Raw genomic sequence first — 26,043 nt, 5'->3', positions numbered from 1 at the left:
GCACTCCCACGCGGGCCTTCGGCTCGGCCTGACCGACCCTGTCAGGGTGGCACCCTCGCGGCTGGTCGTCGAGGTGGAGACGTTCTCATTTACGGTGCAACTCGCCTCCGAGCAGGACAGGTTGCCGGTCGGGTCGAAGGAGAAGTCGACTCCGAGATCGACCGCGTCGCCCAGCGTCCTGGTCTGGTCGATCAGGGCGTCGTACGTCTGCGCGGTCTCGGCGGCCGAGGGCTGCTCGAAGTCGGTCTCGCCGAGCCCCTCCGGACCGCCCTCATCTCTCGCCGCGGCTGGGTGTACGTCCCGGCGGAACGCGGCTGCCGCGTAGGAGACCTTCGAGGCTGTAGCCGCCTTCGAGGGCGACGGCCCAGACGCAGCACCCGGTACGGGGCGGTCGCCGTCACGTACAGCGTGCCGTTCGGCGTGGTGGCCTTCAGGGCCGGCGTGTTCGGCCTGGTCTTCGGCGGTGCCAGGCTCACCTTTCACCTCCTCGACCTGCTGGAAACTCCCCTCGACATCCGGTCCGCGGTCAACCCTCGGCGCCTGCTGGCCGTGAACCGCCGTGCGGTCACCACCCAACTGCTGGTGGGGGCACCCGTATTCGGGGTGGTGGTCGGGGTCGGGGGCGAGATAGTGGTCGCCCTCCTGGAAGGGCCGCTGGGGCCGATCGTCTGGCTCCGCGCGGCCGGGCTCGTCAGCGGCATCGCCTGCGCGCTCGCCTACGCCCTCGCTGTGACCGCCTGGGGCCAGTGGCTCGTGTTCGCCCGGATCTGGCTGCCGTTGACCGGGCGCCTCCCCTGGGACGTGATGACATTCCTGGACGACGCCTACCGGCGCGGTGCTGCGCCAGGCCGGAGCGGTCTACCAGTTCCGCCACGCCCGCCTACGACACCACCTCGCCCAGGCCCACCTGAGCCGCTCCGAGGATCGGGGGCAGCGCCCCGAACGGCTTGGGCATCCTCCAGCAGGTGCTGGGAGTTGACCGAGCAGTCGTCGCAGAACTCATCGCTCTCCAACTGGTGTGAAGCCCAGGGGCATTGACCCGCCCCACACACCTCAGCACAATGAGCCCGCATCCTTGAGAGCGCTCTCAGAACCTGCCGAGGGAGACCCATGACCGGCATGATCGACAGGACCGACATGACCGACGGACAGGGCCCGCTGCTCAGCCGTCGCACACTCATCGGCGTCGGGATCGGTGCCGCCGTGTTCACGGCGGGTGGGGTGGGATCGGCCCACGCCGGTGAGGGATCCGAACCCCGGCGCCGGGCCCAGGCCTTCATCGCCGCTGCCATGGCCGCCTACCCCGACCACGGGCCCATCCGCCTCGCCCAGAGCTATACCGACCAGGCCGGGCTGTTCAGTACGGCGTTCACGTACGACAACGCCCTCGCGATCCTCGCCCTCCTCGCAGTACGCACCCCCGACGCACGGTCCCGGGCCGTCTCGCTCGGCGACGCGCTGCTGTACGCCCAGCAGCACGACCCCGCCCACGACGACGGTCGGCTTCGGCAGGGGTACAACGTCGGGCCCTACACCTTCTACGACGGGTCGCTGCAGCCGGACGGGTTCGTGCGGGCGGACGGGAGTGCCAACGTCGGGGCACAGTTCGGATTCACGGGTACGGCCGTGGGGGACATGGCCTGGGCCGGGATCGCGCTGGCCGCGCTCGCCGGGCGGACCGGGAAGCGGCGGTTCCTGGACGGTGCCGTGCGGATCGGGGAGTGGATCGAGCGGAACGGGCGTACCGATGAGCCGCTCGGGGGGTACAAGTTCGGCGTCGACGGGGGGAATCGGCCGCTGCCCTTCACCTCCACCGAGCACAACACCGACCTTGTGTGTCTGTTCGGGCGGCTCGCTCGGCTGACGGGGGACCGGGTGTGGCTTGAACGGCGGGCCTGTGCCCGGGAGTTCGTGGAGCGGATGTGGGAGGTGGACGGTGGGTTCTTCTACACCGGCACCAATGACGGGGTGACCGTCAATACGTCGCCGGTTCCCGAGGACACGCAGACCTGGACCCATCTCGCCCTCGGCTCCCGTGCCCACGCCTCCTCGCTGGACTGGGCCGCGCGGGAGCTGGCCGTCGTCGATCACGCCGGGCGGCGCAACAGCACGGTGCCGGCGGGGCAGTCGTATGAAGGGGTCACCTTCAGTTCGGCCAGTCTGCTCGCGGACGAGGACGTGCCGATCGCCGACTCCCAGCCCAAGCCGGACCGCAACGGCGTGTGGTTCGAGGGGACCGCTCATCTCGCGCTCGCTCTGCGGGAGCGGGGCGCGCGGGGCGACGAGGCGCGGGCGCGGCGGCTGATCGACTCCCTGGAGCGGGCCCAGGAGTTGCTCGGGGGCGGGCAGACCGTGGGCGGACGGGCGCTGCCCGAGCGTGCGGGGGTCGTATCTGCGAGCAGCCCGCTCGACACCGGGTTCGGGTTCGGCTACTACCCGTACCGTCACCTCGGGGCGACGGCCTGGTACGTGATGGCGGCCGTACGCTCCAACCCACTGCGGGCCTGAGCCGACGCGCAACATGCGCCTTCTCAGAGAGCGGTAGGGCCTGTCCCTGGCGGAGCTGGCCCGGCAGGCCGGGCTGGCCGGGCAGACGCTGTCCAAGCTGGAGGAGGGGACCGGCAATCCGGTACGAGTCGCGGTCCCTGGACCATGTGTACGGCTCCGGCGCGGCGCTCGACCGCCGGGTGCTGTTGCTGGCCTCCGGCGGCCTCTCCCATGACCCGCCGGTTCCAGTCCTGGACGGGGCGCCGCCCAGGGTCGCCGACGCCCTGATCGAGGGCTGCCCTCCGACTCCCGAACAACGGGCCAGGGGCACCTGGAGCGTGGAGTCGATGGCCCGCGAGGCCGGCCGCTCCGCCCGTGAGGTCCGCACCCCGATCGCGGGGTTCGCCGTGGCCGCCGCGCGGGAGCTGAGCACCCCGGGATGGTCACGGTGAGTCGCCGGAGGTGACGGGGAGGTTTCACGTGGAACATTCCCGGGAGGCCCCTCGACCCCGTCGAGCGGTCAGCCATGTGAGCGACATCACCGCAGTGCGCAGACCAGCGCCTGCCTGGCCCGGCACCGTCCCCGCCCGCCCCTCGATACGGCGAACTTGAGAAGTCCTTACCGTGAACCACTAGCATCGCGGCGGTAATCGCAGCCGGATCGAGGGTGAGGGCGGGTATGGCGGAACCGAGGATCGCGGTCGCCGTGGTGACGATGGGCAACCGTCCCGCCGAGGTCGACGCGCTGCTCGAGTCCGTGGCCAAGCAGGACGTCGCCCCCGACCGGATCGTCGTCGTCGGCAACGGCTGCCCGCTGCCCGAGTTCGCCGAACGGCTGGCGCTGCCCGGCGAGTTCACGCCGATCGAGCTCGACGAGAACCTGGGCTGCCCCGGCGGGCGCAACGTGGCCATCGAGCGGCTGCGCGAGTTCGGGGACGTCGACGTGGTGGTGGAGCTGGACGATGACGGGCTCCTCATCGACGCCGACGTACTGCGGGGCGTACGGGACCTGTTCGCCGCCGACGACCACCTCGGCATCGTCGGCTTCCGCATCGCCGACGAGCACGGGGAGACGCAGCAGCGCCATGTGCCCAGGATCGGCAAGTCCGATCCGCTCAGGGGCGGTTATGTCACCGGCTTCCTCGGCGGCGGGCACGCGCTGCGCATGGCGATGCTGGCCGAGACCGGGGACTGGCCCGCCGCGTTCTTCTTCGCCCATGAGGAGACCGATCTGGCGTGGCGGGCGGCCGACGCGGGCTGGCGCATCCTCTACGCCCCGGAGCTTCTCCTCCAGCATCCGAAGACCTCGCCCGCCCGGCACGCCATCTACTACCGCGTGACCGCCCGCAACCGTGTCTGGCTGACCCGGCGTCGGCTGCCGCTCCCGCTGATCCCGGTCCATCTGGGGCTGTGGATCCTGCTCACGCTCGCCCGCACCCGGTCGGCCGGCGGTCTGCGCGCCTGGTTCGGCGGCTTCCTGGAGGGGCTGCGGGAATCGGCCGGTGAGCGGCGGCCCATGCGCTGGCGCACGGTGTGGCGGCTGTGCCGACTGGGACGGCCACCGGTCATCTGACCGAGGGCGGGACGCGGGCCCCGGCCGGTCACCTCCACCGCCCGGGACCCACCTGCGTCCCCGGATCCGGCCGCGGCGGCGACGCTCCCCCGAGCTGCGTGTCGTACGCACGCGCCGTCGGGCCGAATCCGATGTAGTGATCAGATTAAGCCATGCCGACGGATGGCTGACATCTCACCAATTGTGTTCCGTGACACGCGTCGACCCGCGTTGACCCGCATCGACCCGCGTTCCGTGACGCGGTCCGTCACCGCGCGTGACGCGAATCGGTCACCGCGCGTCCGCATAGCACTCCACCACCGCCGTGGTGAACGGGAACCGCACCGGCGTCTCCCCGAACGTCAGCCGCCCGGCCAGCTCCGCCGCCTCCCGGATCGCCGTCACCACCGTCGCGGCCTCCTCCTCGGGACAGTGCACGATGACCTCGTCGTGCTGGAAGAACACCAGCTCGGCAGCCATGTCCGCACAGGCCTGCCGCAGCGCGGCGAGCAGCAGCAGGGTCCAGTCGGCGGCGCTGCCCTGCACCACGAAGTTGCGGGCGAAGCGGCCCCGCGCGCGGGCGTTGGTGGACGCGTAGCCCGGCACCCACTCCTGCGCGGCGGAGCCCTCGGCGGCGTCGTCCGGCGCGTCCGGGACCGGGATCCCCGCCTCGTCGCCCGCGCCGTCCGTCGCCCCGGCCGCCGGTGGGCAGGTCCGCCCGAGCCAGGTCCGCACGAGCCGACCCTCCTCACCCGCCCGCGCCGCGTCGTCGACGTAGGCCACCGCTCTGGGGAAACGGCGTCTGAGCGCGGCGAGGTTCTTCAGCCCGTCGCCGGAGGTCTGCCCGTAGACCGCGCCGAGCACGGCGAGCTTGGCCTGGGCCCGGTCACCGGAGAAGGCGCGGTCGGAGACGGACTGGTAGAGGTCGCTCTCCCTCCCCGCGACCTCCATCAGCCCCGGGTCCCGGGAGATCGCGGCGAGCACGCGCGGCTCCATCTGGTCGGCGTCGGCCACGACCAGCCGCCAGCCAGGGTCGGCCACCACCGCCCGCCGGATGACCTTCGGGATCTGCAGCCCGCCCCCGCCATTGGTCACCCATCTCCCGGTGACCGTCCCGCCCGCGAGGAACTCCGGTCTGAACCGCCCCTCGCGCACCCAGTCCTGGAGCCAGGACCAGCCGTGCGCCACCCAGATCCGATACAGCTTCTTGTACTCGACCAGCGGTTTCACGGCGGGATGGTCCAGGGACTCGATCTCCCAGCGACGGGTCGACTTGACCTTGATCCCGGCCTGCGCGAACGCCTTGATCACATCGGCCGGCAGATCCGGCCGCACCCGGCGCCCGAACGCCGCCGACACCTCGTCCGCCAGCTCGGCCAGCCGCCGCGGCTCCCCGCCGCCCGCGTACCGCTCGCCCAGCAGCTCGTGCAGCACCCGGCGATGCACCTCGGCGCTCCACGGCAGCCCCGCCCGGTTCATCTCGGCGGCGACGAGCATCCCCGCCGACTCGGCCGCCGTCAGCAGCCGCATGCGCTCCGGGGACGCGGTCCTGTCGTGCCGCCGCTGCTGCTCGGCGTACACCTCGACGAGGTCGGCGAGCGGCACATGGACCGCCTGCGGCTCGAAGAGCGAGGACTGCGAGCCCGGCTCGGCCGAGCGCTGGGGCGGATCGGCCGGTACGGGGCCGCCGTGCAGCCGGGCGAGGGCGGCGGCGGCCGATCTCGGCTCGCCGTAGCGCCCCTCGTGGCCCAGCAGGAGGAGCTCCGCGTCCTCGATGTCGTAGCACCGCTCGACCCGCACCCCCGTGGCGAGCAGCCGCGGATAGACCTCGGCGGTGGACCGCCACACCCACCGCGCGACCTCGGGCCGCCCCCGCACGGCCTCGGCCAGGTCCCCCTCCCTGCGCACCGGCCCGGCGAGCAGCCCGTCCGGACCGAGGGGGGCGACCTCCACGCCACCGTCCTCGGCCGGAGCGAGCGCCCAGCGGTCGGTCATGCTGCGAGTGTGGCACCCGGGTCTGACAACGGCCTCAGCCCTGGCCGTCGCCCTCCCCTCCGGCCTCCTTGACCGTCTGCACCCCGCTGTTGAGGAACTGGGAGAGCATCTCGACGATGTACCCCTCCACGCCCTCCTTGGTGAGGCCGAGTCCGTACAGCACACCGGTGCCGTTCTCGAACTCCAGCAGGGCCAGCAGGATGTGCTCGGTGCCGATGTAGTTGTGGCCGAGGCGCAGGGCCTCGCGGAAGGTGAGCTCCAGGACCTTCTTGGCGTCGGAGCCGTAAGGGATGAGCTCGGGGACCTCGTCGGCGGCCGGCGGCAGCGCTGCGGCGGCGGCCTGGCGCACCGAGTCCAGCAGGACGCCCTTGGCCGTGATCGCCTTCGCCGCGATGCCGTCCGGCTCGGCCAGCAGGCCGAGGACCAGGTGCTCGGGGCGGCCCTCGGGGTTGCGGGCGGCGACGGCCTCGTTGTGGGCGGCCAACACCACGTTGCGGGCACGCGGCGTGTAGCGGCCGAAGCCCTGCTGGGGGTCGAGGTCGGTGCCCTCCTTGGGCACGAACCGCTTCTGCGCGGCCTGCCGGGTGACGCCCATGCTCTTGCCGATGTCGGTCCAGGAAGCGCCCGACCGGCGGGCCTGGTCCACGAAGTGGCCGATCAGATGGTCGGCCACCTCACCGAGGTGATCGGCGGCGATCACCGCGTCCTGGAGCTGGTCGAGGGGCTCGTCGTGGACCTTCTTGATGGCCGAGATGAGTTCGTCGAGGCGTACGGATGACGTGGTGCTCGGGTTCGTCGACATGTGTCAACCTTAGGTTGACACCCTAGGGGTGTCAACCTTGAGTTGACAGTCTGGCCGATAAGGCCTACTTCGGCGACGCAGCCAACCGCACCGCCAACCCCGTGAACACCGTCCCGGACACGATGTTCATCCACCGGTTGATACGCGCACTGCGCCTCAGCGAGTTCGCCAGCCGCCCCGCGAGCAGCCCCACCCCGCCGTCCCACAGGAACCCCATGACCACGAGCGTGACGCCTAGCAGGAGGAGCTGGCCCGGGACATGGCCGAGGGTCGGATCCACGAACTGCGGCAGGAACGCCACGTTGAAGAGGATCACCTTGGGGTTGAGCAGATTGGTGACGGCCCCCTGCCAGAAGGCCCGCCGCATCCCCGCCCCACCGCCGACGGCGTCCGCCTCACCCGGCACCGACCGGTCCCGGAACGCCTTCACCGCCAGATAGAGCAGATACGCCGCCCCCACCCAGCGCAGCACGTGATACAGCGTCGGCAGCGTCGTGAACAGGGCCGAAAGCCCGAGCGCCGCGGCGACCGTGTGCACGAGCATGGCGCAGGCCACGCCGAAAGCGGCCATCACCCCGGCGGCCGGCCCGCCCCGGCCGCCCATCGCCACGATGAACATCATGTCGGGGCCGGGAGTGACACAGAGCGCGAATGCGGCGAGCAGGAACGCCGCGTACAAAGACATGTCCACCATGCGCGCCATGCTTCGAGCCCCGGCGTGCGCGAACCACCCAATTTCGGGGAGTGAGACGATCGCCGGGTGAGCAGCACGAACAGCGACGGCACCACCAGCGACAGCTCCGTCGACCGAGCCTTCGAGGCCGCCCTCTACGGCACCGGCCACACCGCCCTCGACACCGGCGCCTCCCTCCTCGCCGCCGACCCCGCGGTGGACGCCGAACTCGCCCGGCGCGGCCAGGAGTTCGTGGCGGCGGCCTGGCGGCGCGGCTGGCAGCCGGCGGATGTCGTACGGCTGGTGCGGCGCGACCTGGACGACGTACACATACGACTCCTCGCGGCACTGATCCGCGCCCAGGCACCGTACGACGGCCCGCGCGGCCCCCGCTGGCAGGCGCAGATCCACGACCTGCCGCCCGAAACCCCGCCCCGCGCGGACCGCTTCTCGCACGCGACCGCCGTCCTGGAGTTGTACCGCCTGTTGCTGCGCCTGCCCGCATTGGAGCCCCTGGAAGGGCCCACCGCGAAGCAGACAAGACCCGAGTCCCGCATGCTCACCCGCATCCGCGCGCTGCTGGCGAAGGCGGAGGCGACCGGGTTCCCCGAGGAGGCGGAGGCGCTCAGTGCCAAGGCGCAGGAGCTGATGGCCCGGCACAGCATCGACGAGGCCCTGCTCGCGTCCCGCACATCCGCGGCCAAGGACACACCCGGCGCCTGCCGGATCGGTGTCGAGCCGCCGTACGAGCAGGCGAAGGCCGTGCTGCTGGACGCGGTGGCGAGCGCCAACCACTGCCGTGCCGTGTGGAACGAGCCCTTCGACTTCTCCACGGTCGTCGGCTTCGAGGCCGATCTGGAGGTGGTCGAGCTGCTGTACACCTCGCTCCTGGTGCAGGCCCAGGCCGCGATGACGAAGGCGGAGGCGGCGCAGCGTGCGGGCGGCCGCAAGCGGACCAAGACCTTCCGGCAGTCGTTCCTCGCGGCCTACGCCCACCGCATCGGCACCCGGCTGACCGAGGCGGCGAAAGCCCCGGTCACCGAGGACCTGCTGCCGGTCCTCGCCTCCCGCGAGGTCGCGGTCACCGCCCGCCTGGACCGGATGTTCCCGGAGACCACCACGACCCGGCTGCGCGGTGTCAGCGACGAGGCGGGCTGGGTGGAGGGTGCGCAGGCGGCCGACCGGGCACAGGTGGCACCCCGCCGGCCGCTGCGCTGAGCGCCCGCGTCAGTCGCCGGCCTGCTGGAACCCGCTGAGCGAGGCGTCCGGGGTCTTCCCGTCGCTCTTCAGCGCGACCTCGCCGTACGACCACTTGAAGCTCTGCGCCTTGTCGGCCCCGGGCAGCCGCACCTTGGCCGTTTCCACGGCGAGGCCCTTGTCGCCCCGGACGTAGGTGAGCGTGAAGGAGGTGGTGGCGCCCTTGGTGAGCGTCGTCTTCTGCTTCGCGGCGGCGGCCCCGGCGGCCTCGTCGGCCGGGACGGCGGTCGCGGCGCCGCCCGCCTCGAACTCGACCCCGGGCAGCCCGGTCAGGGTGCAGTCGGCGTCGCCGCGGTTGGTGACGGTGACGGGCACATTGCCGGTGTCACCGGCGGCGGGCGCGGCGTTGCCGGGCCCGAACTCCACGGCCAGCTCGGCGACACAGCCGCCGGCGGCCTTGGCGTCCTTGCTCTTGCCGGTGTCTCCGTCGTCCCCGCCGCTGTCGCAGGCGGTCAGGAGGAGGGCCGCGGCGAGGGCGGCGACGGTGAGGGAAGTGGCGCGCATGGGGTCCTTCAGGGGAGAGGTGTCACACCGACGGTCACCGAATCAAACCTCACTGACCCAGACCGGCCGTGGGCAGCCCCGTCGGAAGCTTGCCGCCCTCCGCCTTGGTGAAGGTCTCCGCGCCGAGGCTGCCCTCCCAGGTCACCTTCAGCCGCTCCTTGCCGGCGGAGTCGACCATCCCGGCCGCCCGGTCCTTGTTGCCGTCGGTGCACTTGAGCCGGATCATGCGCATCCCGCTCTCCTCGGCGGCGGTGCCGTTGCACACGTTCCCGCCGGTCTCGAAGAGCGCGGCCTGCTTGCCGGTGACGACGAGGATGACCGCCTTGCCGCCGGTGGTGGCGAGCCAGCTGCCCTCCAGGGCACCGGACGCGGACCCCGACCCGCCACCCGTCGCGCCGCCTGTGTCGGCGCTGGCGGTCGCGGAGGGGCTCGGAGTGGCCGAGGGGGAGTCGTCGTCGGAACCGCCGTCGCCGCTGCAGGCGGTCAGCGCGAGCGCGCCCGCCAGGGACACGGCCACCGCCGCGGCCCGCGTCCGCCGGGCCGACATGGTGCGCGTACGGGAGAAAGTCGCCGAGGTCACTGGAAGCTCCCAAGCTGTAGCGGTCGGCATACGGCCGAATCGGCCCGCCTGGCCGAAACGACCGCAGCAAGTTACCAGGGAGTCCTCTTCCAGGACCCGTGGCCCGCCCGACCTACCAGGACGCCTTGCGCACCCCCGGCAGATATCCGGCATGTGCCTGCTCCCGCAGGCCGACCCGGGACAGCCCGAAGGCACGGAAGTAGCCGCGCGGCCGCCCGTCCACCTGGTCGCGATTGCGCACGCGCGTGGCGCTCGCGTCCCGCGGCTGCCTGCTCAACTCCCGCCGCGCGGCGAGCCGTTCGGCATCGCTGGACGACGGCCGCCGGATGATCTCCTTCAGCTCGGCCCGCCGGGCGGCGTACCGGGCGACGACATCCTGTCGCTGCTGATTCTTCGCAATCTTGCTCTTCTTGGCCATCAGACCTTCACTCCTCGCGCACGGATCCGGGCGACGGCCGCCTCGACACCGATGGCGTCGACCGTCTTGATCCCCTTGGCGCTCAGCCGCAGCCGTACGTAACGGCCCTCGCCGGGCAGCCAGTAGCGCTTGGTCTGGATGTTGGGGTCGAAGCGCCGGGAGCTGCGCCGATGCGAGTGGGAAATGGTGTTGCCGAACCCGGGCCGGGCACCGGTCAGCATGCAGTGGGCGGACATGGGTGATGCACCTCTCCTTCGACGTGACTGTTAATGGAATTCATTTTCAGTAAGATAGCAGCATGGCACGCAACGAACTCCGCCCGGTCATCAAGCTCCGGTCCACCGCCGGCACCGGCTTCACCTATGTGACCCGCAAGAACCGCCGCAACGACCCCGACCGCCTGACGCTGCGCAAGTACGACCCGGTCGTGGGCCGTCACGTCGACTTCCGAGAGGAGCGCTGATCAGCCATGCGTCAGGGAATCCACCCCGCCTACGGCCCCGTCGTCTTCCGTGACCGGGCCGCGAACCACGCCTTTCTGACCCGCTCGACGATGACCAGCGAGAAGACGATCGAGTGGGAGGACGGCAACACCTACCCGGTCGTCGACGTCGAGATCTCGAACGTCAGCCACCCCTTCTACACCGGCACGGCCCGCGTCCTGGACACCGCGGGGCGCGTGGAGCGCTTCGAGCGCCGGTACGGAAAGCAGGGCTGATGCTCTCCGTCGTCATCGTCGGCGGCCTGCACGCCGACGCACGCAGGGCGGCCGTCCAGCGGCTGCTCGCCGACGTCCCCGGCAGCGTCGTACTCCACCACGACCTGGCGACGGCGGCGGCCGGCACCGTCGTACGCACCATCCGCGACGCCACCGGCCTGGTCAGCGCCGGCGAGGCACCGCTGGTCAACGACTGCGCCTGCTGCGCCTTGCGCGAGGACCTGGTGCCGGAACTGCTGCAGATCCGGGACGCGGGCAGCACGCGCATGGCGGTCGTCGAACTCTGGGACTCGGTGGAACCGAAGGCGATGGCCGAGGTGGTCACGGCCGGCGGGCTCACCGTCACCGGCGTGATCACCGCGGTCGACCCGGCCCTGGTCCTGCCCTACCTGGGCAACGGCGACGACCTCGCCGAGCGGGGCCTCGCGGCGGCGACGACCGACCAGCGCACGGTCGCCGACACCTTCGCCCGCCAGCTGGAGTACGCCCCCGTCCTGGCCGTCGCCCCCTCCGCCGAGGCCGACGACGAGGACCGCGAGCTGCTCGCCCAGCTCCACCCGACGGCCCGCCAGGTCCCGATCGGCCAGAGCGATCTGACGGTCCCGGCGCCACGGAACAGCCCTCTGGCCCAGGCCGCCCTGGCCGGCTTCGACGTCGAGTCGGCCGCGGCGGCCCAGCACCCGGCGTGCGCCCTGCTCCCCGCCGAGGCCGACGCGCACGGTGTGGCCACCCTGGTCTGGCACCGGTGCCGCCCCTTCCATCCGGAGCGGCTGTACGAGGCCCTTGAGGACATCACCTGCGCGGCGGCCCGCAGCAGGGGCCGCTTCTGGCTCGCCGACAAGCCCGACGTACTGCTGCACTGGGACGCCGCGGGAGGCGCCCTCTGTGTGGAGAGCGCCGGCCCCTGGCTGGCCTCGCTGCCCGACGCGGCCTGGGACATGGTGCCGCCCGTGCGCCGGGCGGCCGCGGCCCTGGACTGGCACCCCGAGCACGGCGACTGCTGCCAGCACCTGGTCTTCACCTCGCCCGGCCTGGACCGCGACGGACTGGAGCGGCTCCTGGAGTCGTGCCTGCTCACCGACGCCGAATACGCCGCGGGCCGGGACGCCTGGAAGCAGCTCCCGCCCGCCTTCGACACCCTCCTGGAGGTCTGACCCATGCCCCGCAAGCCCGAGCGCAAGCCCGTGAAGAAGCCGAACCCCCTGGACCAGGCCGGCATCACCTACATCGACTACAAGGACACCGATCTCCTGCGGCGCTTCATCTCCGACCGGGGCAAGATCCGCAGCCGGCGCATCACCCGGGTGACGGCCCAGCAGCAACGCCAGTTGGCGAAGGCTGTGAAGAACGCCCGTGAGATGGCCCTTCTGCCGTACACAACCCGCTGAACCGGAAGGTTACTTGGCGTTTGGAACAAGATGGCCGCGGAACGCGTCTTTTCCTAAGACGCGAGGGATCGGCATGTGACGCAACCCGTGGGGCATGCGCTGGAACGCAAGCAGGGCCGCGTACGTCACAGGAGTAACCACAGGAACACCCCGCGTGCACGTGCATCTGCTCATGCAGTTGCACGTGAACAGAGCTATGATCCGGAAGCAGTTGACTGCCGCATCACTGCACCACCTCATGCCTCAATGGCCTCGAGCCACCGCACCACCGGGGAGCGACCTGTGGACCACGACGTGTACAACGGCATGGCAGCCACGGAGCTGAACGGGGTGGCCTGGCAGAAGAGCAGGCACAGCAATTCGCAGGGCTCGTGCGTGGAGTTTGCGCGCCTGCCCGGAGGGGACGTCGCGGTGCGCAACTCCCGCTTCCCGGACGGCCCGGCGCTCGTCTACACCCGCGCCGAGATCGAGGCGATGCTCCTGGGTGTCAAGGACGGCGAGTTCGACCACCTGGTCGTCAGCTGAGCCACCCCGACAACTCGGGGCGATCGACGCGTATCGCTCCGTAACGCGCGTAGAACCGCGGCGCTGTCATGCGCCGCGGTTCAGCAGTCCACCGGGCCGGACGCGACGCCCGCTCCCGGTTGCAGCCGGAACAGCGCCCAGACGACCTTCCCGCTGAGCGTGCCCGCCAGCGGATGCCACCCCCAGCCATCGCTGAAGGAGTCGACGAGGAACAGGCCGCGCCCGGACTCGGCCGAGAAGTCGTCGGTGTCGCGCGCGACCGGGCTGTCATGGCTGGGATCGCGCACCGCGCACACCAGCCGCTCGGTCCACCGCATCAGATGAAGCCGCACCGGCGGCGTCTGCTCGGGCAGCCGGGAGGCGCCGGCCGGCAGGGCGTGCCGCAGCGCGTTGGTCACCAGTTCCGACACCACGAGGCAGACGTCGTCGAAGCGATACTCCAGGTCCCACTGGTCGAGAGTGCGCCGGGTGAACTTCCGGGCCTCGCGCACCGCTTCGTAGCGGGCGGGCAGAGCGCAGGACGCGGCGTTGGAGACGGCTGCGGGATCCAGTGGCGGAAGGCCCTGCCGTAACGGCTCGAGCATGGTCGATCCATTCGTCCCCATGCGAGGCACTCCCGAGAGTTCGCGGTCGTTGCGATGCAGCGGTTGCGCGGGACCATGGTTTCTGATGCGAAGAGCAGATGCAAGGGCAGATGCACGTGCACGTGACCGAATTGGATGCTCCCGTACCGCTTGTTGGCCATTTTTTCCGCCAACTTCCGTCCCTCCGCTTGTCTTCGGATGTCTCCTTCCTAGGTGAAATCCTTGTCTTCTTTCCGTCTCTGTAATCGGGCGAGTACTGCTCGGAGTGATTTAGTGGCAGACTGCGGGCCCTGAAGACGGTTGGGGAGGCTGGCGAACGTGAGCGCGGGAGAGCCCGGATCGGTGGTGCGGCGCATGCTGCTCGGCTCGCAACTGAGGCGACTGCGGGAAGCGCGAGGGATCACGCGCGAGGCGGCGGGGTACTCCATTCGCGCCTCCGAGTCGAAGATCAGCCGTATGGAGCTGGGCCGGGTGAGCTTCAAGACGCGTGACGTCGAAGACCTGTTGACGCTGTACGGCATCACGGACGAGCACGAGCGCGCCTCGCTGCTCTCCCTCGCCCGCGAGGCCAACGTCGCGGGATGGTGGCACAGCTACTCGGACGTCCTGCCGAGCTGGTTCCCCACCTATGTCGGCCTGGAGGGCGCGGCCAGCCTCATCCGCGCCTACGAGGTGCAGTTCGTGCACGGCCTGCTGCAGACCGAGGCGTACGCCCGCGCGGTCGTCAGGCGCGGCATGAAGGGCGCGAGCGCCGCCGACATCGACAAGCGCGTGGCGCTGCGCCTGGAGCGGCAGAAATACCTTCTCTCCGACAGCGCCCCCGAGTTCCACATCGTCCTCGACGAGGCCGCGCTGCGCCGCCCCTACGGCGACCGCGAGGTGATGCGCGGTCAGCTCCAGCATCTGATCGAGATCTCCCAGCGGCCCAACGTACGGCTACAGATCATGCCGTTCGGCTTCGGCGGCCACTCCGGCGAGTCCGGTGCCTTCACCATCCTCAGCTTCCCCGAGTCCGACCTGTCGGACGTCGTCTATCTGGAGCAGCTCACCTCCGCGCTCTACCTCGACAAGCACGAGGACGTCACCCAGTACGAGAAGGCGCTCAAGGAGCTCCAGCAGGACAGCCCCGGTCCGGACGAGAGCCGGGATCTTCTGCGGGGACTCCTTCAACTGTCTTGAGACACAAGTACGATGACGTGTGATCAGACCGTGAAGACGAGCGCGATCGCGACCTTGCCGATCGCGGGTCTGCTAGGGATTGAGGGATCACATGTCGTCCTACTTCACCGACCTGGCTCAGCAGTACATCGACGGTGAGTGGCGCCCGGGCACCGGCTCCTGGGACATCATCGACTTCAACCCGTACGACGGTGAGAAGCTGGCGTCGATCACCATAGCCACGGTCGACGAGGTGGATGACGCCTACCAGGCCGCCGCCCGCGCCCAGAAGCAGTGGGCCACGACCAACCCCTATGCCCGCCGCGGTGTGTTCGAGAAGGCGCTGCGCCTGATCGAGGACCGTGAGCAGGAGATCGCCGAGGTGATCATCGCCGAGCTCGGCGGCACCCGGCTGAAGGCGGCCTTCGAGCTCCACCTCGCCAAGGAGTTCCTGCGCGAGGCGGTCCATCTGGCGCTGCGCCCCGAGGGCAGGATCATCCCCTCCCCGGTGGACGGCAAGGAGAACCGCGTCTACCGCGTGCCGGTCGGCGTCGTGGGTGTGATCAGCCCCTTCAACTTCCCCTTCCTGCTCTCCCTGAAGTCGGTCGCCCCGGCCCTCGCGCTCGGCAACGCCGTGGTGCTGAAGCCGCACCAGAACACCCCGATCTGCGGTGGCTCCCTGGTCGCGAAGATCTTCGAGGACGCGGGCCTGCCGGCCGGTCTGCTCAATGTCGTGATCACGGACATCGCCGAGATAGGCGACGCCTTCATCGAGCACCCGATCCCCAAGGTCATCTCCTTCACCGGCTCCGACAAGGTCGGCCGCCATGTCGCCACCGTCTGCGCCTCGCACTTCAAGCGCTCGGTCCTCGAACTGGGCGGCAACAGCGCGCTGGTGGTCCTCGACGACGCCGACATCGACTACGCGGTCGACGCGGCGGTCTTCAGCCGGTACGTCCACCAGGGCCAGGTCTGCATGGCCGCGAACCGTGTCCTGGTGGACCGTTCGATCGCGGACGAGTTCACCGAGAAGTTCGTCACCAAGGTGAAGTCCCTCAAGACCGGCGACCCGCGCGACCCCGAGACGGTCATCGGCCCGGTCATCAACTCCTCCCAGGCGGACGCCATCTCGGGCGTCGTCGAGCAGGCCATCGCCGAGGGTGCCACGGCCCTGGTGCACGGCACGACGAGGGACAACCTGGTCGAGCCTTCCGTGCTGACCGGCCTCCCGGCCGACTCGCCCCTGCTGCGCCAGGAGGTCTTCGGCCCGGTCGCCTTCCTGCTGACCTTCGACGGCGAGGAGGAGGCCGTACGCCTGGTCAACGACACCCCGTACGGCCTGAGCGGCGCCGTCCACACGGGTGACATCGAGCGCGGCGTCGCCTTCGCCAAGCAGATCGACACCGGCATGTTCCATGTGAACGACGGCACCGTCCATGACGAGCCGATCGTCCCCTTCGGCGGCGAGAAGCACTCCGGGCTCGGCCGGCTGAACGGCGAGACGATGCTGGACTCGTTCACGACCACCAAGTGGATCTCGGTGCAGCACGGCCGTAGCGGGTTCCCGTTCTGAGTGGTCGCACCTGCGGTACGTAATCTGGACCGCATGTCAGCGATCCGTCTCCTCGTGCTCGGCGCGGTCCGTATGCACGGCCGCGCCCACGGCTACCAGGTGCGCAACGACCTGGAGTACTGGGGCGCGCACGAGTGGTCCAACGCCAAGCCCGGCTCGATCTACCACGCGCTCAAGCAGATGGCCCGGCAGGGCCTGCTGCACGCGCACGAGATCGCGCCGTCCACGGCGGGCGGGCCACCGCGCGTGGAGTACGAGCTCACGGACGCCGGCATCGAGGAGTACTTCACGCTGCTGCGCGACGCGCTGGTCACCTACGACCAGCGCGGCGACGTGAAGACGGCGGCCCTCGGCTTCATGGTCGACCTGCCGAGGGCCGAGGCCGTGACGCTGCTGAAGGAGCGGACCCGGCGCATCGAGGAGTGGCGGGCGTCCGTCGTGGCCGAATACGTGCCCGAGGACGGGCCCGAGCAGCTCGGCCATATCGGCGAGATCATGAACATGTGGGTCCACACGGCGGACTCCGAACGGGACTGGACCACCGGGCTGATCGAGCGGCTCGAAGGGGGCTCCTACACGTTCGCCGACGAGGGCGACCCGTTCATCGGCGTACTGGCCGAGGACGAGGAGAACCCGTACGCGACGGGGGAGTCCCACCCCGGGGACGTCCGCTAATCAAGTTTGACTAACCCTGAGCGCTGGTTTACTTTCGAGCGTGTAGTCAAGTTTGACTAGCGAGGGAGAAGCAGTGGCCGACGCGGCGATCACCGTCGAAGGGGCACGCAAGAGGTACGGCGGCAAAGCCGGCAAGGACGCACTGGACGGGCTCGACCTCACGGTCGCGCGCGGCACCGTGCACGGAATGCTCGGCCCGAACGGCGCGGGCAAGACGACCCTGGTCCGGGTCCTGTCCACCCTGCTGCGGCCGGACGGCGGCCGGGTCAGGGTGGCGGGGTACGACGTGGTGCGCGAGGCGTACGAGGTGCGGCTGCGCATCGGTCTCCTCGGCCAGCACGCCGCCCTGGACGAGGAGTTGGGCGGCCATCAGAACCTGGAGATGTTCGGCCGCCTCTACCACCTGGGCGCACGCCGCGCGCGCGTGCGCGCCGGAGAGCTCCTGGAGCGCTTCGGTCTGGCCGACGCCGGCCGCAAGCCGGTCAAGCAGTACAGCGGCGGAATGCGCCGGCGGCTGGACCTGGCCGCCTCACTGATCACCGACCCGGAGGTGCTCTTCCTGGACGAACCCACCACCGGCCTCGACCCGCGCGGCCGCGCCGAGGTCTGGTCCGCGGTCCGCTCCCTGGTCGGCGGCGGCACCACGGTCCTGCTCACCACGCAGTACCTGGAGGAGGCCGACCAGCTCGCCCACCGCATCTCGGTCGTGGACGCCGGACGGGTCATCGCCGACGGCACGGCGGATGAGCTGAAGGCGCTGACCGGCGGCGCCCGCATCGACATCGTGCTGCGCGACGCCGGTCAACTGGGGGCGGCCGTCGCCCTGCTGCCCGTACCGAAGGAGTCCGTGTCCGTCGACCCCGACCGCAGGCTGCTCAGCGCCCCGGTCACCGACCGGATGGCGGCGCTCTCCGGCGTCGTACGGGCCCTGGAGGCGTCCGGGATCGAGGCGGAGGACGTCGCTCTGCGGCGGCCGACGCTGGACGAGGTGTTCCTGCACCTCACCGGGGACGAGAACCGAGTGAAGGAGCCCGCGTGAGCATGAACACCTACGCACTGACCGACTCCTGGACCATGACCCGCCGCGAACTCGCCCACTGGGCGCGGCAGCCCGTCCAGGTCGTCGTCGGCCTGATCTTCCCCGTCATGTTGCTGTTGATGTTCGGCTACCTCGTCGGCGGCGGCCGGGGCGTCGAGGGCTCCTACATCGACTATCTCCTCCCCGGGATGCTCGCGCTCACCATGGCCTTCGGGCTGGAGGCGACGATGATCGCGGTCACCCAGGACCTCAACAAGGGCGTGGTCGACCGCTTCCGCTCCATGCCGATGACCAACGGGGCGGTCCTGGTGGGCCGTTCCGTGGCCGACATGCTCCAGTCGGCGATCGTCCTGATCGTCCTCATGGGCGTCGGACTCGCCCTCGGCTGGCGCGCGGAGGGCGGCCCCGGGGCGGTGCTCGGCGCCCTGGGACTGCTCCTGCTCTTCCGCTTCGCCATGCTGTGGATCGGCATCCATCTGGCCCTGGTGGCCGGCAAGCCGGAGCTGGTGCAGGCGGTGCAGATCCTGATCTGGCCGGTCGGCTTCCTGTCCAACGCCCTCGCCCTGTCCGAGTCCATGCCCGGCTGGCTCGGCACGATCGTCGACTGGAACCCCATGTCCCATACGGCGACGGCGGTGCGGGACCTGTTCGCGGGCGGGGGCACCGAGCACTTGGCCGCGGCGGTCATCTGGCCGTTGGTGCTGCTGGGGGTGTTCTTCCCGTTGGCGGTACGGCGGTTCGCCCGCCTGAGCCGCTAGCGGCCCTCTAATGATGGAAGCCGGTGGCCGCCTCCTTGTCGCGGGTGAAGGGGTGCGGCTGCCGGCGCAGCTCCGGCAGGCAACGGCTCAGGTCCTCCACGAACAGCTCGGCCAGATCGGCCGAGAAGCCGTTGCGGCAGACCACCCGCAGTACGGAGAGGTCCTCGCGGTTCGGCGGGAAGGTGTACGCCGGGACCAGCCAGCCGTTCTCCCGCATGCGCCGGGAGACGTCGAAGACGTCGTACGCCTTGACGTCCGGAGCCGTGGTGAAGGCGAACACGGGCAGCTGGTCGCCCCGGGTCAGCAGCCGGAACTCGCCGAGCTTCTCCACGGCCTGGGCGAGCCTGCCCGCCACGTCCCGCGCGGTCTGCTGCACCGCCCGGTAACCCGCACGCCCCAGCCGCAGGAACGAGTAGTACTGCGCCACGACCTGGGCGCCCGGCCGGGAGAAGTTCAGCGCGAACGTCGGCATGTCGCCGCCCAGGTAGTTCACCCGGAACACCAGTTCCTCGGGCAGCGCCTCGGCGTCCCGCCACAGCGCCCAGCCGACGCCGGGGTAGACCAGCCCGTACTTGTGCCCCGAGGTGTTGATCGAGGCGACCCTCGGCAGCCGGAAGTCCCACTGAAGGTCCTCGTCGAGGAAGGGCGCGACCATGGCGCCGGACGCGCCGTCCACATGCACCGGGACATCGATCCCGGTCCGCTCCTGGAGGGCGTCGAGGGCCGCGCACAGGTCCGCGATCGGCTCGTAGGAACCGTCGAAGGTGGAGCCGAGGATCCCTACGACCCCGATGGTGTTCTCGTCGCACAGCTCGGCCGCGGCCTGCGGATCGAGATGGAACCGCTCGCCCTCCATCGGGACCAGCCGGGGCTCGACCTCCCAGAAGTTGCAGAACTTGTCCCAGCAGACCTGGACATTGACCCCCATCACCAGATTCGGCCGCGCGCCCGGATACCGGTCGGCGTTGCGCTTCGCCCAGCGCCGCTTCAGCGCCATGCCCGCGAGCATGCACGCCTCGCTGGAGCCGGTCGTCGAACAGCCCACGGCCGCCGACGGATCCGGCGCGTTCCACAGATCGGCGAGCATCGCCACACAGCGCCGCTCCAGCTCGGCGGTGCGCGGGTACTCGTCCTTGTCGATCATGTTCTTGTCGCGGCACTCCGCCATCAGCACATCGGCCTGCGGCTCCATCCAGGTGGTGACGAAGGTGGCCAGGTTGAGCCGGGAGTTGCCGTCCAGCATCAGCTCGTCGTGCACCAGCTGATACGCCGTCGACGGCGACAGCGGCGCGTCGGGCAGCCGGTGCGTGGGCGGGGCGTCGGTCATGCCGCCGACCGGATTCGCCTCGCCGTAGAAGGGGTTCACGGACAGATGACGCTCGCCGGGGTCCTGGGGACCTTTGTGCAACGACATGGGCCTGCCTCCTGATTTCATGAACGGGTGTCAGCGGACCGGAGTTCCGTCCGCGCGCAACTGCATCTGGGGCCGCCCCGTCACCAGCAGCCAGGCCGGCAGCGAGGCGATGCACAACAGGGCGATGATCGAGGGCGACGCGACCAGGACGGCGGCGGTGAACAGGCTCACCCAGCCCTGCCGGGTGATGGCGAGGAGCACACCGAGCACGCCGGCGGACACGCCCACCGCCGGATGCACGTCCGAGACCAGGGCATGCGCGGTCAGCCCGAGCGCGGCGCCCACGAAGACGGCCGGGAAGATCCGCCCGCCCCGGAACCCGCAGGACGCGGCCACCACCAGCGCCGCCAGCTTCACCACGGTCATCGTGGCGAACTCACCGGCGCTCCAGCCGTCCGGATCGGCCGCCAGCTCCCCGACCTCCTCCAGCCCCTTGAAGAGCGTCAGATGGCCGCCCAGTGCCCCCAGGAGCCCCAGGACGACCCCGCCGACGGGCAGCGCCACCATCGGGTGCCGCAGTCGCCGGAAGACGTTGTGGACGTGCGGGAAGACGTACACCGCGGCCATCCCGAGCAGCGCCGCCACCGAGGCGATCACCAGGGCCGCCAGCAGATCGGCCCAGCCGGGATGCCCGAACGCGGGCAGATCCAGGTCGAACGTCGGCTCCGCCACCAGGTCGATGGTCATCGCCCCGGCCCCGGCCGACACCAGCGGCGCGAACACGTTGTCCCACAGCGCGCCCCGTGTCTCCCGCGTCGCCAGCGCCTCCGACAGCAGCAGCGCCGCCGCGACCGGCGTCCCGAACAGCGCGCCGATCGTCGCCGCCTCCGCCAGCATCGGCCACAGCCGGCCCGGCGCCCGCGGCACCAGACGGTGACCCAGCCAGTACGCCAGGCCCACGTTCACCGCGATGATCGGGTTCTCCGGGCCCAGGCTGGGCCCGCCCGCCAGCATCAGCGCGGTCGCCAGCACCAGCCCCGGCAGCACCGAGAGCGGCAGCACGGGCGCGTCCAGGCCGATCGTCGCCGGATCGGGCCCGGCGTGCCCCGGCACCTTCCACACCACCAGGCCCACCGCGACCCCGGTGGCGGTGAGCATCACCAGCATCCACAGCACCGAGTACCGGCCCACTCCCAGGGCGTCCGGCAGATCGCCCCACAGCACGTCCTGGAGCGCCTCGGCCGCCTCGCTCACCCCCAGGAGCAGCAGGCTCGCCATCACGCCGACGACGAGGGCGGGCAGGATCGACGGCAGCAGTGTGCGCGCCGGGGTCGCCGGAGCGTGGGGCGGCTGCTGCGCGGTTTCCTGGGCCACGGGCTCACGATAAGCGGGCAAAACGGACGCTTCACCTGGAGTGGGCCGAGTGCGGCGGAACAACCGGCTTGCACCTCACGCCACGTGAGGGCCCACCGTGGAGTGCGTACCGAGAAGGGAGCGGAAGTGAGCTACTCCGTGGGACAGGTCGCGGGGGTCGCCGGAGTGACGGTGCGCACCCTGCACCACTACGACGACATCGGCCTGCTCGTGCCCAGCGAGCGCAGCCACGCGGGCCACCGGCGCTACAGCGACGCCGACCTCGACCGGCTGCAGCAGATCCTGTTCTACCGCGAGCTCGGCTTCCCGCTCGAAGAGGTCGCCGCCCTGCTCGACGATCCGGACACGGACCCGCGCGTACATCTGCGCCGGCAGCACGAGCTGCTGACCGCCCGGATCGAGAAGCTGCAGAAGATGGCGGAGGCCGTGGAACACGCCATGGAGGCACGCAAGATGGGCATCAACCTCACGCCCGAGGAGAAGTTCGAGGTCTTCGGCGACAAGGACCCCGAGCAGTACGCCGAGGAGGCGGAACAGCGCTGGGGCGGCACCGACGCGTACACCGAGTCACAGCGCCGCGCCGCGAGCTACACCAAGGAGGACTGGAAGCGCATCCAGGCCGAGGTCGACGACTGGCAGGAGCGGTACGCCGCCCTGGTGGCCGCCGGCGAGCAGCCGTCCGGCGAGGCGGCCATGGATCTGGCCGAGGAACACCGGCGGCACGTCAGCAGGTGGTACTTCGAGGTGTCGTACGAGATGCACAAGTGCTTCGCGGAGATGTACGTCTCCGACGAGCGCTTCAAGGCGTACTACGACTCCATGCGGCCCGGCCTCGCCGAGCACCTGAAGGACGCGATCTTCGCCAACGCCGTCCGGCACTCCTCGTGACCCCTGGCCCGGGAGCCCGTACGGGTCACTCCCGGGCCAGGACCACCGCGGTCCCGTAGGCACACACCTCGGTGCCCACGTCGGCCGCCTCGGTCACGTCGAAGCGGAACGCCAGCACACCGTTGGCACCACGCGCGCGTGCCTGCTCGACGAGCCGGTCCATGGCCTGGTTCCGGGTCTCCACCAGCGTCTTGGTGAGCCCCTTGAGCTCACCGCCGACCAGCGACTTCAGACCGGCGCCGATCTGACTGCCGACATGCCGTGAGCGCACGGTCAGTCCGAAGACCTCGCCGATGACCTCCGTGACCCGGTGGCCGGGGACGTCATTCGTGGTCACTACCAGAACGTCCGGCCGGGGCCCCTGCCCGCCGCCGTACTCATCGATGCCCATACCTCACAGCTTTGTCCCAGCCGGGGCACAGTGCATCCTGAACTGGTCCATGGAACCTGGGCGGCCAGTGCGGCGTTGCTACTTTTGACGCGCCCGTCACAGCCCGCCCGCCCCTTCCCCGCAGGAGCCACAATCCCGTGACCACGCTTGCGCTCGGCCCCGAGTGGCTCAGCCCGGACTATCTGATCGAGACGTTCAGCCTCCCCGGCATCCTGCTGATCGTCTTCGCCGAGTCCGGACTCTTCGCGTTCCTGCCCGGGGACTCCCTGCTGTTCACGGCGGGTCTGTTCGTGGCGGAGGGGAACTACATCAGCCAGCCCCTGTGGCTGGTCTGCACCCTCATCGTGCTGGCCGCCGTCATCGGCGACCAGGTCGGCTACATGATCGGCAAGTTCTTCGGCCCGAAGCTCTTCAGCCGCCCCAACTCCAAGCTCTTCAAACAGGAGAACCTGGAGAAGGCGCACGAGTTCATGGAGAAGTACGGCCCGAAGGCGATCGTCCTCGCCCGCTTCGTGCCGATCGTGCGCACCTTCGCCCCCATCGTGGCGGGCGCGGGCCGTATGAAGTACGCCACGTTCCTCACGTACAACGTCATCGGCGGCATCGCCTGGGGCACCGGCGTCACCCTCGCGGGTTACTGGCTCGGCCAGATCGAGTTCATCAAGACGAACGTCGAGTCGATCCTCATCCTGATCGTCCTCATCTCGGTGATTCCGATCATCATCGAGTTCCTGCGCGAGCGCGCCAAGAAGAAGCGCGCGGCCGCCGAGGCCCCGGCCGCCGTACAGCACCAGCAGGTCCCGCAGATGGACGACGCGACGACCCAGCTCCGCCGCATCCCGTCCGACGACCAGCCGCAGCAGCAGTACGGGGACCAGTACGGAAACCAGTACGGCGACCAGGGCGGTCAGCAGCAGTACGGCTACGACCAGCAGTACTACGGCCACCAGCAGCCCCCGCAGCAGCCGTACGCCCAGCAGTACCCGCAGGGCTACGGACAGCAGAACCAGCAGCAGTACCCGCCGAACCAGGGCTACTGACACACCCCCGGGAAACGGACCGGGCCGCCAGGCGGTCAGAAACCTCGAGTGCGCTTGGCGGACCGCCGCTTCTCCGGCGACCCGATCCGCAGGAACAGCCGCGAGATCTCGGATCCCAGATTCACCCCGATGGCGATGGCCATGGCGAGCGAGGCGGCCGTGGCCAACGACACCAGACCCTTGTCGACGTTGTTCTGCGCGATCGACAACAGCCCGAAGTACGTGGCGGAACCCGGCAGCAGCGGCCCGATCGCCGCGGTGGTGTACGGCAGGGCCGACGCGAACCGGTACCGCGCCATCAACTGGCCGAACAGCCCCACAAGTCCCGCGGCGACAGCCGTGGAGGCGACCGGCGAGAACTCACCGGCGTAGTGCATGGCGCCGTACACGACCCAGGCGACGCCGCCGTTGAGGGTCACGGCGAGCACGGTGGATCGTTCCTGCTGGAGCAGTACCGCGAAGGTCAGCGACAGCAGCATCGACGCGGCGATCTGCCAGTACGGCCGCGGGGAGATGTTCAGCGCCGCGTCCGGGTCCAGCTTCGCGCCCAGGTTCACGCCGAAGTACAGGACCACCAGGACGCCGACCACGATGCCGACGAAGAAGTACATGACCTCAAGGAGGCGTGCGGACGCGGTGATGTAGAAGCCGGTCAGACCGTCCTGCACGCCCGCCACCAGCGCTCGTCCGGGCAGCAGCGCGAACAGACCACCGGTGATGACCGCGGACGCCTTAACGTCGACGTGCGTCAGCGTCAGCGCGACCCCTATCGCGGCCGGCGGCATCGCCGCCACCGTGAACTGGTAGAACTCCGGCAGCCCGCGCCCCGCGCAGAGCCACGCCAGCCGGTCGCCGAGCATCGCGCCGAACATGGCCGCGAAGAACACCACCACATCACCGCCGACCAGCACCGAGGCCGCGCCCGCGAGCAGCCCGCTCGCCGAGGTCAGCACCCAGGTCGGATACGGGTGCCGGTTGCGGCGGATCTCCGCGAGCCGCCCGTAGGCCTCCTCCAGGGAGATATGCGACTCGGGGTCGCTGAGGTCGTCCACCAGCCGGAACACGGCCGCCAGACGCGTGTAGTCGGTACCGCGCCGCCGGACCGTGCGCGACGCGGTCACCGGATCGTCCACCAGCGACGGCTGGTACGAGATCGCCAGCAGCGTGAAGGTGACGTTCGGCTCGCAGCGGTCCAGGCCGTAGGAACGGCAGACCGCGAACATCGCCGCCTCAACGTCCTCCGCGCCCTCACCGCCCGCCAGCAGCAGCTCACCGATACGCAGGGTCAGGTCCAGCACGCGCGGGACGGCCGGCCCTTCCTCCTCCGCCTTCGGCATCCGCTCCGGCGCGGGCCGCTCGGCCACCGGCATCCGCAGCATGGTGCGCATCCGGTCCTGCCAGGGGAGGTCCTTGGTGAGGCTTATCCGCGGTATGCCGGTCGCGGGCGTGAACGCGGTCGGGGCGTCCTCGACGGTGTAGCCGCTCGGTGTGCTGAACGCCGAGCCCTCGGGTTCCACGACCGGCGGCTGGAGTACGTCCAGGCCCTTGGGCAGGGCGAACTCGGACGTCGTCTCCGACTCGCTGTCCCCCACCTCGATACCGGCCGGCGGCGCGAAGCCCATCCTCGCCTCGTCCGACTGCGGCTTGCGGTCCTCCGCGTCCGTCACCTGCGTAGCACTCTCTGTACGACACCTCCTGCCGCACTCAGTATGCGCACACGCAATGGGCACAGACGCACGAACGGGCTGCACGCACACGCGTACAGCCCGTTCGGATGGCTAAAAGCCAGGGGTGCCTCAGTGGCCGCCCTGGTCCTTGAAGCGCTTGTAGGAACGCTCGATCTCGGCCTCGGCCTCGGTGCGGCCGACCCAGTCGGCGCCCTCGACGGACTTGCCGGGCTCCAGGTCCTTGTAGACCTCGAAGAAGTGCTGGATCTCCAGGCGGTCGAACTCCGACACGTGGTGGATGTCGCGCAGGTGCTCCTGGCGCGGGTCCGTCGCCGGGACGCACAGCAGCTTGTCGTCGCCCCCGGCCTCGTCCGTCATCCGGAACATGCCGATCGCGCGGCACTTGATGAGGCAGCCCGGGAAGGTCGGCTCGTCCAGGATGACCAGCGCGTCCAGCGGGTCGCCGTCCTCGCCGAGGGTGTTCTCGACGAAGCCGTAGTCGGTCGGGTAGGCGGTCGAGGTGAAGAGTCGACGGTCCAGGCGGATCCGACCGGTCTCGTGGTCCACCTCGTACTTGTTCCGCGAACCCTTCGGAATCTCGATCGTGACGTCGAACTCCACCGGTGGCTCCTCCATGATCAAC

31 protein-coding genes are annotated in these 26,043 nt (G+C 70.3%); 18 read left to right on the top strand and 13 right to left on the bottom strand.

Annotation, left to right across the window (positions count from 1 at the left end):
* The first annotated feature begins 46 nt into the window (after positions 1 to 46).
* From IE325_RS39120 to IE325_RS39100, 5 genes are all read left to right on the top strand, one after another.
* Positions 47 to 325: a hypothetical protein gene (locus IE325_RS39120; RefSeq protein ID WP_190074937.1), complete on the top strand. Its 279-nt coding sequence runs from the start codon at positions 47 to 49 to the stop codon at positions 323 to 325.
* A 95-nt stretch (positions 326 to 420) separates the two neighbouring features.
* On the top strand, positions 421 to 1,038 hold the full coding sequence (locus IE325_RS39115) for a hypothetical protein (protein ID WP_190074936.1): 618 nt from the start codon (positions 421 to 423) through the stop codon (positions 1,036 to 1,038).
* A gap of 72 nt (positions 1,039 to 1,110) precedes the next feature.
* Positions 1,111 to 2,508, top strand: a complete 1,398-nt coding sequence (locus IE325_RS39110; protein WP_190074935.1) for a Tat pathway signal sequence domain protein — start codon at positions 1,111 to 1,113, stop codon at positions 2,506 to 2,508.
* Between the two features lie 146 nt (positions 2,509 to 2,654).
* Complete coding sequence (locus tag IE325_RS39105) at positions 2,655 to 2,939, top strand: class III extradiol ring-cleavage dioxygenase family protein (protein WP_229912348.1); 285 nt, start codon at positions 2,655 to 2,657, stop codon at positions 2,937 to 2,939.
* A gap of 227 nt (positions 2,940 to 3,166) precedes the next feature.
* A complete protein-coding gene (locus tag IE325_RS39100; RefSeq protein WP_190074934.1) occupies positions 3,167 to 4,060 on the top strand; it encodes a glycosyltransferase family 2 protein in 894 nt (297 codons plus the stop codon).
* Between the two features lie 270 nt (positions 4,061 to 4,330).
* Here the strand turns inward: IE325_RS39100 and IE325_RS39095 are convergent, their stop codons facing one another.
* From IE325_RS39095 to IE325_RS39085, 3 genes are all read right to left on the bottom strand, one after another.
* Positions 4,331 to 6,034: a bifunctional 3'-5' exonuclease/DNA polymerase gene (locus IE325_RS39095; RefSeq protein WP_190074933.1), complete on the bottom strand. Its 1,704-nt coding sequence runs from the start codon at positions 6,032 to 6,034 to the stop codon at positions 4,331 to 4,333.
* Positions 6,035 to 6,068: 34 nt separating this feature from the next.
* Complete coding sequence (locus IE325_RS39090; protein ID WP_190074932.1) at positions 6,069 to 6,836, bottom strand: Clp protease N-terminal domain-containing protein; 768 nt, start codon at positions 6,834 to 6,836, stop codon at positions 6,069 to 6,071.
* A gap of 64 nt (positions 6,837 to 6,900) precedes the next feature.
* Positions 6,901 to 7,530, bottom strand: coding sequence for a LysE family translocator (locus tag IE325_RS39085; protein WP_190074931.1), 630 nt, complete (start codon positions 7,528 to 7,530; stop codon positions 6,901 to 6,903).
* Between the two features lie 66 nt (positions 7,531 to 7,596).
* Between IE325_RS39085 and IE325_RS39080 the strand changes: the two genes are divergently transcribed.
* Positions 7,597 to 8,727 carry a DUF2786 domain-containing protein gene (locus IE325_RS39080; protein WP_190074930.1) on the top strand — a complete coding sequence of 377 codons (1,131 nt, stop codon included), beginning with the start codon at positions 7,597 to 7,599 and terminating at the stop codon, positions 8,725 to 8,727.
* A 9-nt stretch (positions 8,728 to 8,736) separates the two neighbouring features.
* Here IE325_RS39080 and IE325_RS39075 read toward each other — a convergent pair whose 3' ends face one another.
* The 4 genes from IE325_RS39075 to rpmB all read right to left on the bottom strand — a co-directional run bounded on the left by IE325_RS39075 (position 8,737) and on the right by rpmB (position 10,504).
* Complete coding sequence (locus IE325_RS39075) at positions 8,737 to 9,270, bottom strand: DUF4232 domain-containing protein (protein WP_190074929.1); 534 nt, start codon at positions 9,268 to 9,270, stop codon at positions 8,737 to 8,739.
* Between the two features lie 49 nt (positions 9,271 to 9,319).
* Positions 9,320 to 9,850, bottom strand: coding sequence for a hypothetical protein (locus IE325_RS39070; RefSeq protein WP_373315308.1), 531 nt, complete (start codon positions 9,848 to 9,850; stop codon positions 9,320 to 9,322).
* 112 nt (positions 9,851 to 9,962) lie between these two features.
* Positions 9,963 to 10,268, bottom strand: coding sequence for a 30S ribosomal protein S14 (gene rpsN, locus IE325_RS39065; protein WP_190074928.1), 306 nt, complete (start codon positions 10,266 to 10,268; stop codon positions 9,963 to 9,965).
* Entirely contained in the window at positions 10,268 to 10,504 is a 237-nt protein-coding gene (rpmB, locus tag IE325_RS39060; protein WP_190074927.1) for a 50S ribosomal protein L28, read from the bottom strand. The genes rpsN and rpmB overlap by 1 nt, the downstream gene beginning before the upstream one ends.
* 62 nt (positions 10,505 to 10,566) lie before the next feature.
* Between rpmB and rpmG the strand changes: the two genes are divergently transcribed.
* From rpmG to IE325_RS39035, 5 genes are all read left to right on the top strand, one after another.
* Positions 10,567 to 10,731 carry a 50S ribosomal protein L33 gene (rpmG, locus tag IE325_RS39055; RefSeq protein WP_033321692.1) on the top strand — a complete coding sequence of 55 codons (165 nt, stop codon included), beginning with the start codon at positions 10,567 to 10,569 and terminating at the stop codon, positions 10,729 to 10,731.
* Positions 10,732 to 10,737: 6 nt separating this feature from the next.
* On the top strand, positions 10,738 to 10,986 hold the full coding sequence (locus tag IE325_RS39050) for a type B 50S ribosomal protein L31 (RefSeq protein ID WP_190074926.1): 249 nt from the start codon (positions 10,738 to 10,740) through the stop codon (positions 10,984 to 10,986).
* A complete protein-coding gene (locus IE325_RS39045) occupies positions 10,986 to 12,140 on the top strand; it encodes a CobW family GTP-binding protein (RefSeq protein WP_190074925.1) in 1,155 nt (384 codons plus the stop codon). The genes IE325_RS39050 and IE325_RS39045 overlap by 1 nt, the downstream gene beginning before the upstream one ends.
* Positions 12,141 to 12,143: 3 nt before the next feature.
* On the top strand, positions 12,144 to 12,374 hold the full coding sequence (rpsR, locus tag IE325_RS39040; protein ID WP_190074924.1) for a 30S ribosomal protein S18: 231 nt from the start codon (positions 12,144 to 12,146) through the stop codon (positions 12,372 to 12,374).
* Between the two features lie 306 nt (positions 12,375 to 12,680).
* Positions 12,681 to 12,899, top strand: a complete 219-nt coding sequence (locus tag IE325_RS39035; protein ID WP_229912361.1) for a DUF397 domain-containing protein — start codon at positions 12,681 to 12,683, stop codon at positions 12,897 to 12,899.
* 80 nt (positions 12,900 to 12,979) lie between these two features.
* On the opposite strand, the gene IE325_RS39030 is transcribed toward IE325_RS39035, so the two are convergent.
* On the bottom strand, positions 12,980 to 13,483 hold the full coding sequence (locus IE325_RS39030; RefSeq protein WP_229912346.1) for an ATP-binding protein: 504 nt from the start codon (positions 13,481 to 13,483) through the stop codon (positions 12,980 to 12,982).
* Between the two features lie 342 nt (positions 13,484 to 13,825).
* Here IE325_RS39030 and IE325_RS39025 point away from each other — a divergent pair, with 342 nt between their 5' ends.
* The 5 genes from IE325_RS39025 (at position 13,826) to IE325_RS39005 (ending at position 18,686) form a co-directional block, all read left to right on the top strand.
* Positions 13,826 to 14,662 (top strand): Sco1979 family transcriptional regulator, encoded by an 837-nt coding sequence (locus tag IE325_RS39025; RefSeq protein ID WP_491590980.1) that lies wholly within the window; start codon positions 13,826 to 13,828, stop codon positions 14,660 to 14,662.
* Positions 14,663 to 14,753: 91 nt separating this feature from the next.
* A complete protein-coding gene (locus tag IE325_RS39020; RefSeq protein WP_190074921.1) occupies positions 14,754 to 16,214 on the top strand; it encodes an aldehyde dehydrogenase family protein in 1,461 nt (486 codons plus the stop codon).
* Between the two features lie 33 nt (positions 16,215 to 16,247).
* Complete coding sequence (locus IE325_RS39015) at positions 16,248 to 16,889, top strand: PadR family transcriptional regulator (RefSeq protein WP_190074920.1); 642 nt, start codon at positions 16,248 to 16,250, stop codon at positions 16,887 to 16,889.
* A 73-nt stretch (positions 16,890 to 16,962) separates the two neighbouring features.
* Positions 16,963 to 17,928 carry an ATP-binding cassette domain-containing protein gene (locus tag IE325_RS39010; protein WP_190074919.1) on the top strand — a complete coding sequence of 322 codons (966 nt, stop codon included), beginning with the start codon at positions 16,963 to 16,965 and terminating at the stop codon, positions 17,926 to 17,928.
* A 2-nt stretch (positions 17,929 to 17,930) separates the two neighbouring features.
* A complete protein-coding gene (locus IE325_RS39005; RefSeq protein ID WP_190075004.1) occupies positions 17,931 to 18,686 on the top strand; it encodes an ABC transporter permease in 756 nt (251 codons plus the stop codon).
* Between the two features lie 7 nt (positions 18,687 to 18,693).
* On the opposite strand, the gene gad is transcribed toward IE325_RS39005, so the two are convergent.
* Both gad and IE325_RS38995 read right to left on the bottom strand, forming a co-directional pair.
* Entirely contained in the window at positions 18,694 to 20,100 is a 1,407-nt protein-coding gene (gene gad / locus IE325_RS39000; protein WP_190074918.1) for a glutamate decarboxylase, read from the bottom strand.
* A 30-nt stretch (positions 20,101 to 20,130) separates the two neighbouring features.
* Positions 20,131 to 21,414 (bottom strand): ion channel protein, encoded by a 1,284-nt coding sequence (locus IE325_RS38995; RefSeq protein ID WP_190074917.1) that lies wholly within the window; start codon positions 21,412 to 21,414, stop codon positions 20,131 to 20,133.
* Between the two features lie 126 nt (positions 21,415 to 21,540).
* Between IE325_RS38995 and IE325_RS38990 the strand changes: the two genes are divergently transcribed.
* Entirely contained in the window at positions 21,541 to 22,302 is a 762-nt protein-coding gene (locus IE325_RS38990; RefSeq protein WP_190074916.1) for a MerR family transcriptional regulator, read from the top strand.
* 25 nt (positions 22,303 to 22,327) lie between these two features.
* Here the strand turns inward: IE325_RS38990 and IE325_RS38985 are convergent, their stop codons facing one another.
* Complete coding sequence (locus tag IE325_RS38985) at positions 22,328 to 22,693, bottom strand: YbjQ family protein (RefSeq protein ID WP_190074915.1); 366 nt, start codon at positions 22,691 to 22,693, stop codon at positions 22,328 to 22,330.
* 137 nt (positions 22,694 to 22,830) lie between these two features.
* Between IE325_RS38985 and IE325_RS38980 the strand changes: the two genes are divergently transcribed.
* The gene (locus IE325_RS38980) at positions 22,831 to 23,733 is read left to right on the top strand and encodes a DedA family protein (protein WP_190074914.1); all 903 of its coding nucleotides are present in this window, start codon (positions 22,831 to 22,833) and stop codon (positions 23,731 to 23,733) included.
* 35 nt (positions 23,734 to 23,768) lie between these two features.
* Here the strand turns inward: IE325_RS38980 and IE325_RS38975 are convergent, their stop codons facing one another.
* Both IE325_RS38975 and IE325_RS38970 read right to left on the bottom strand, forming a co-directional pair.
* Positions 23,769 to 25,400, bottom strand: a complete 1,632-nt coding sequence (locus tag IE325_RS38975; RefSeq protein WP_190074913.1) for a threonine/serine exporter family protein — start codon at positions 25,398 to 25,400, stop codon at positions 23,769 to 23,771.
* 129 nt (positions 25,401 to 25,529) lie between these two features.
* On the bottom strand, positions 25,530 to 26,021 hold the full coding sequence (locus tag IE325_RS38970; protein ID WP_015658794.1) for an inorganic diphosphatase: 492 nt from the start codon (positions 26,019 to 26,021) through the stop codon (positions 25,530 to 25,532).
* Positions 26,022 to 26,043 lie beyond the last annotated feature (22 nt).

The organism is Streptomyces lanatus (genome assembly GCF_014655715.1).
GTDB classification, from domain to species: domain Bacteria; phylum Actinomycetota; class Actinomycetes; order Streptomycetales; family Streptomycetaceae; genus Streptomyces; species Streptomyces lanatus.
The sequence above is the reverse complement of the archived record's forward strand: the minus strand, read 5'-3'. Positions and strand labels throughout refer to the sequence as shown.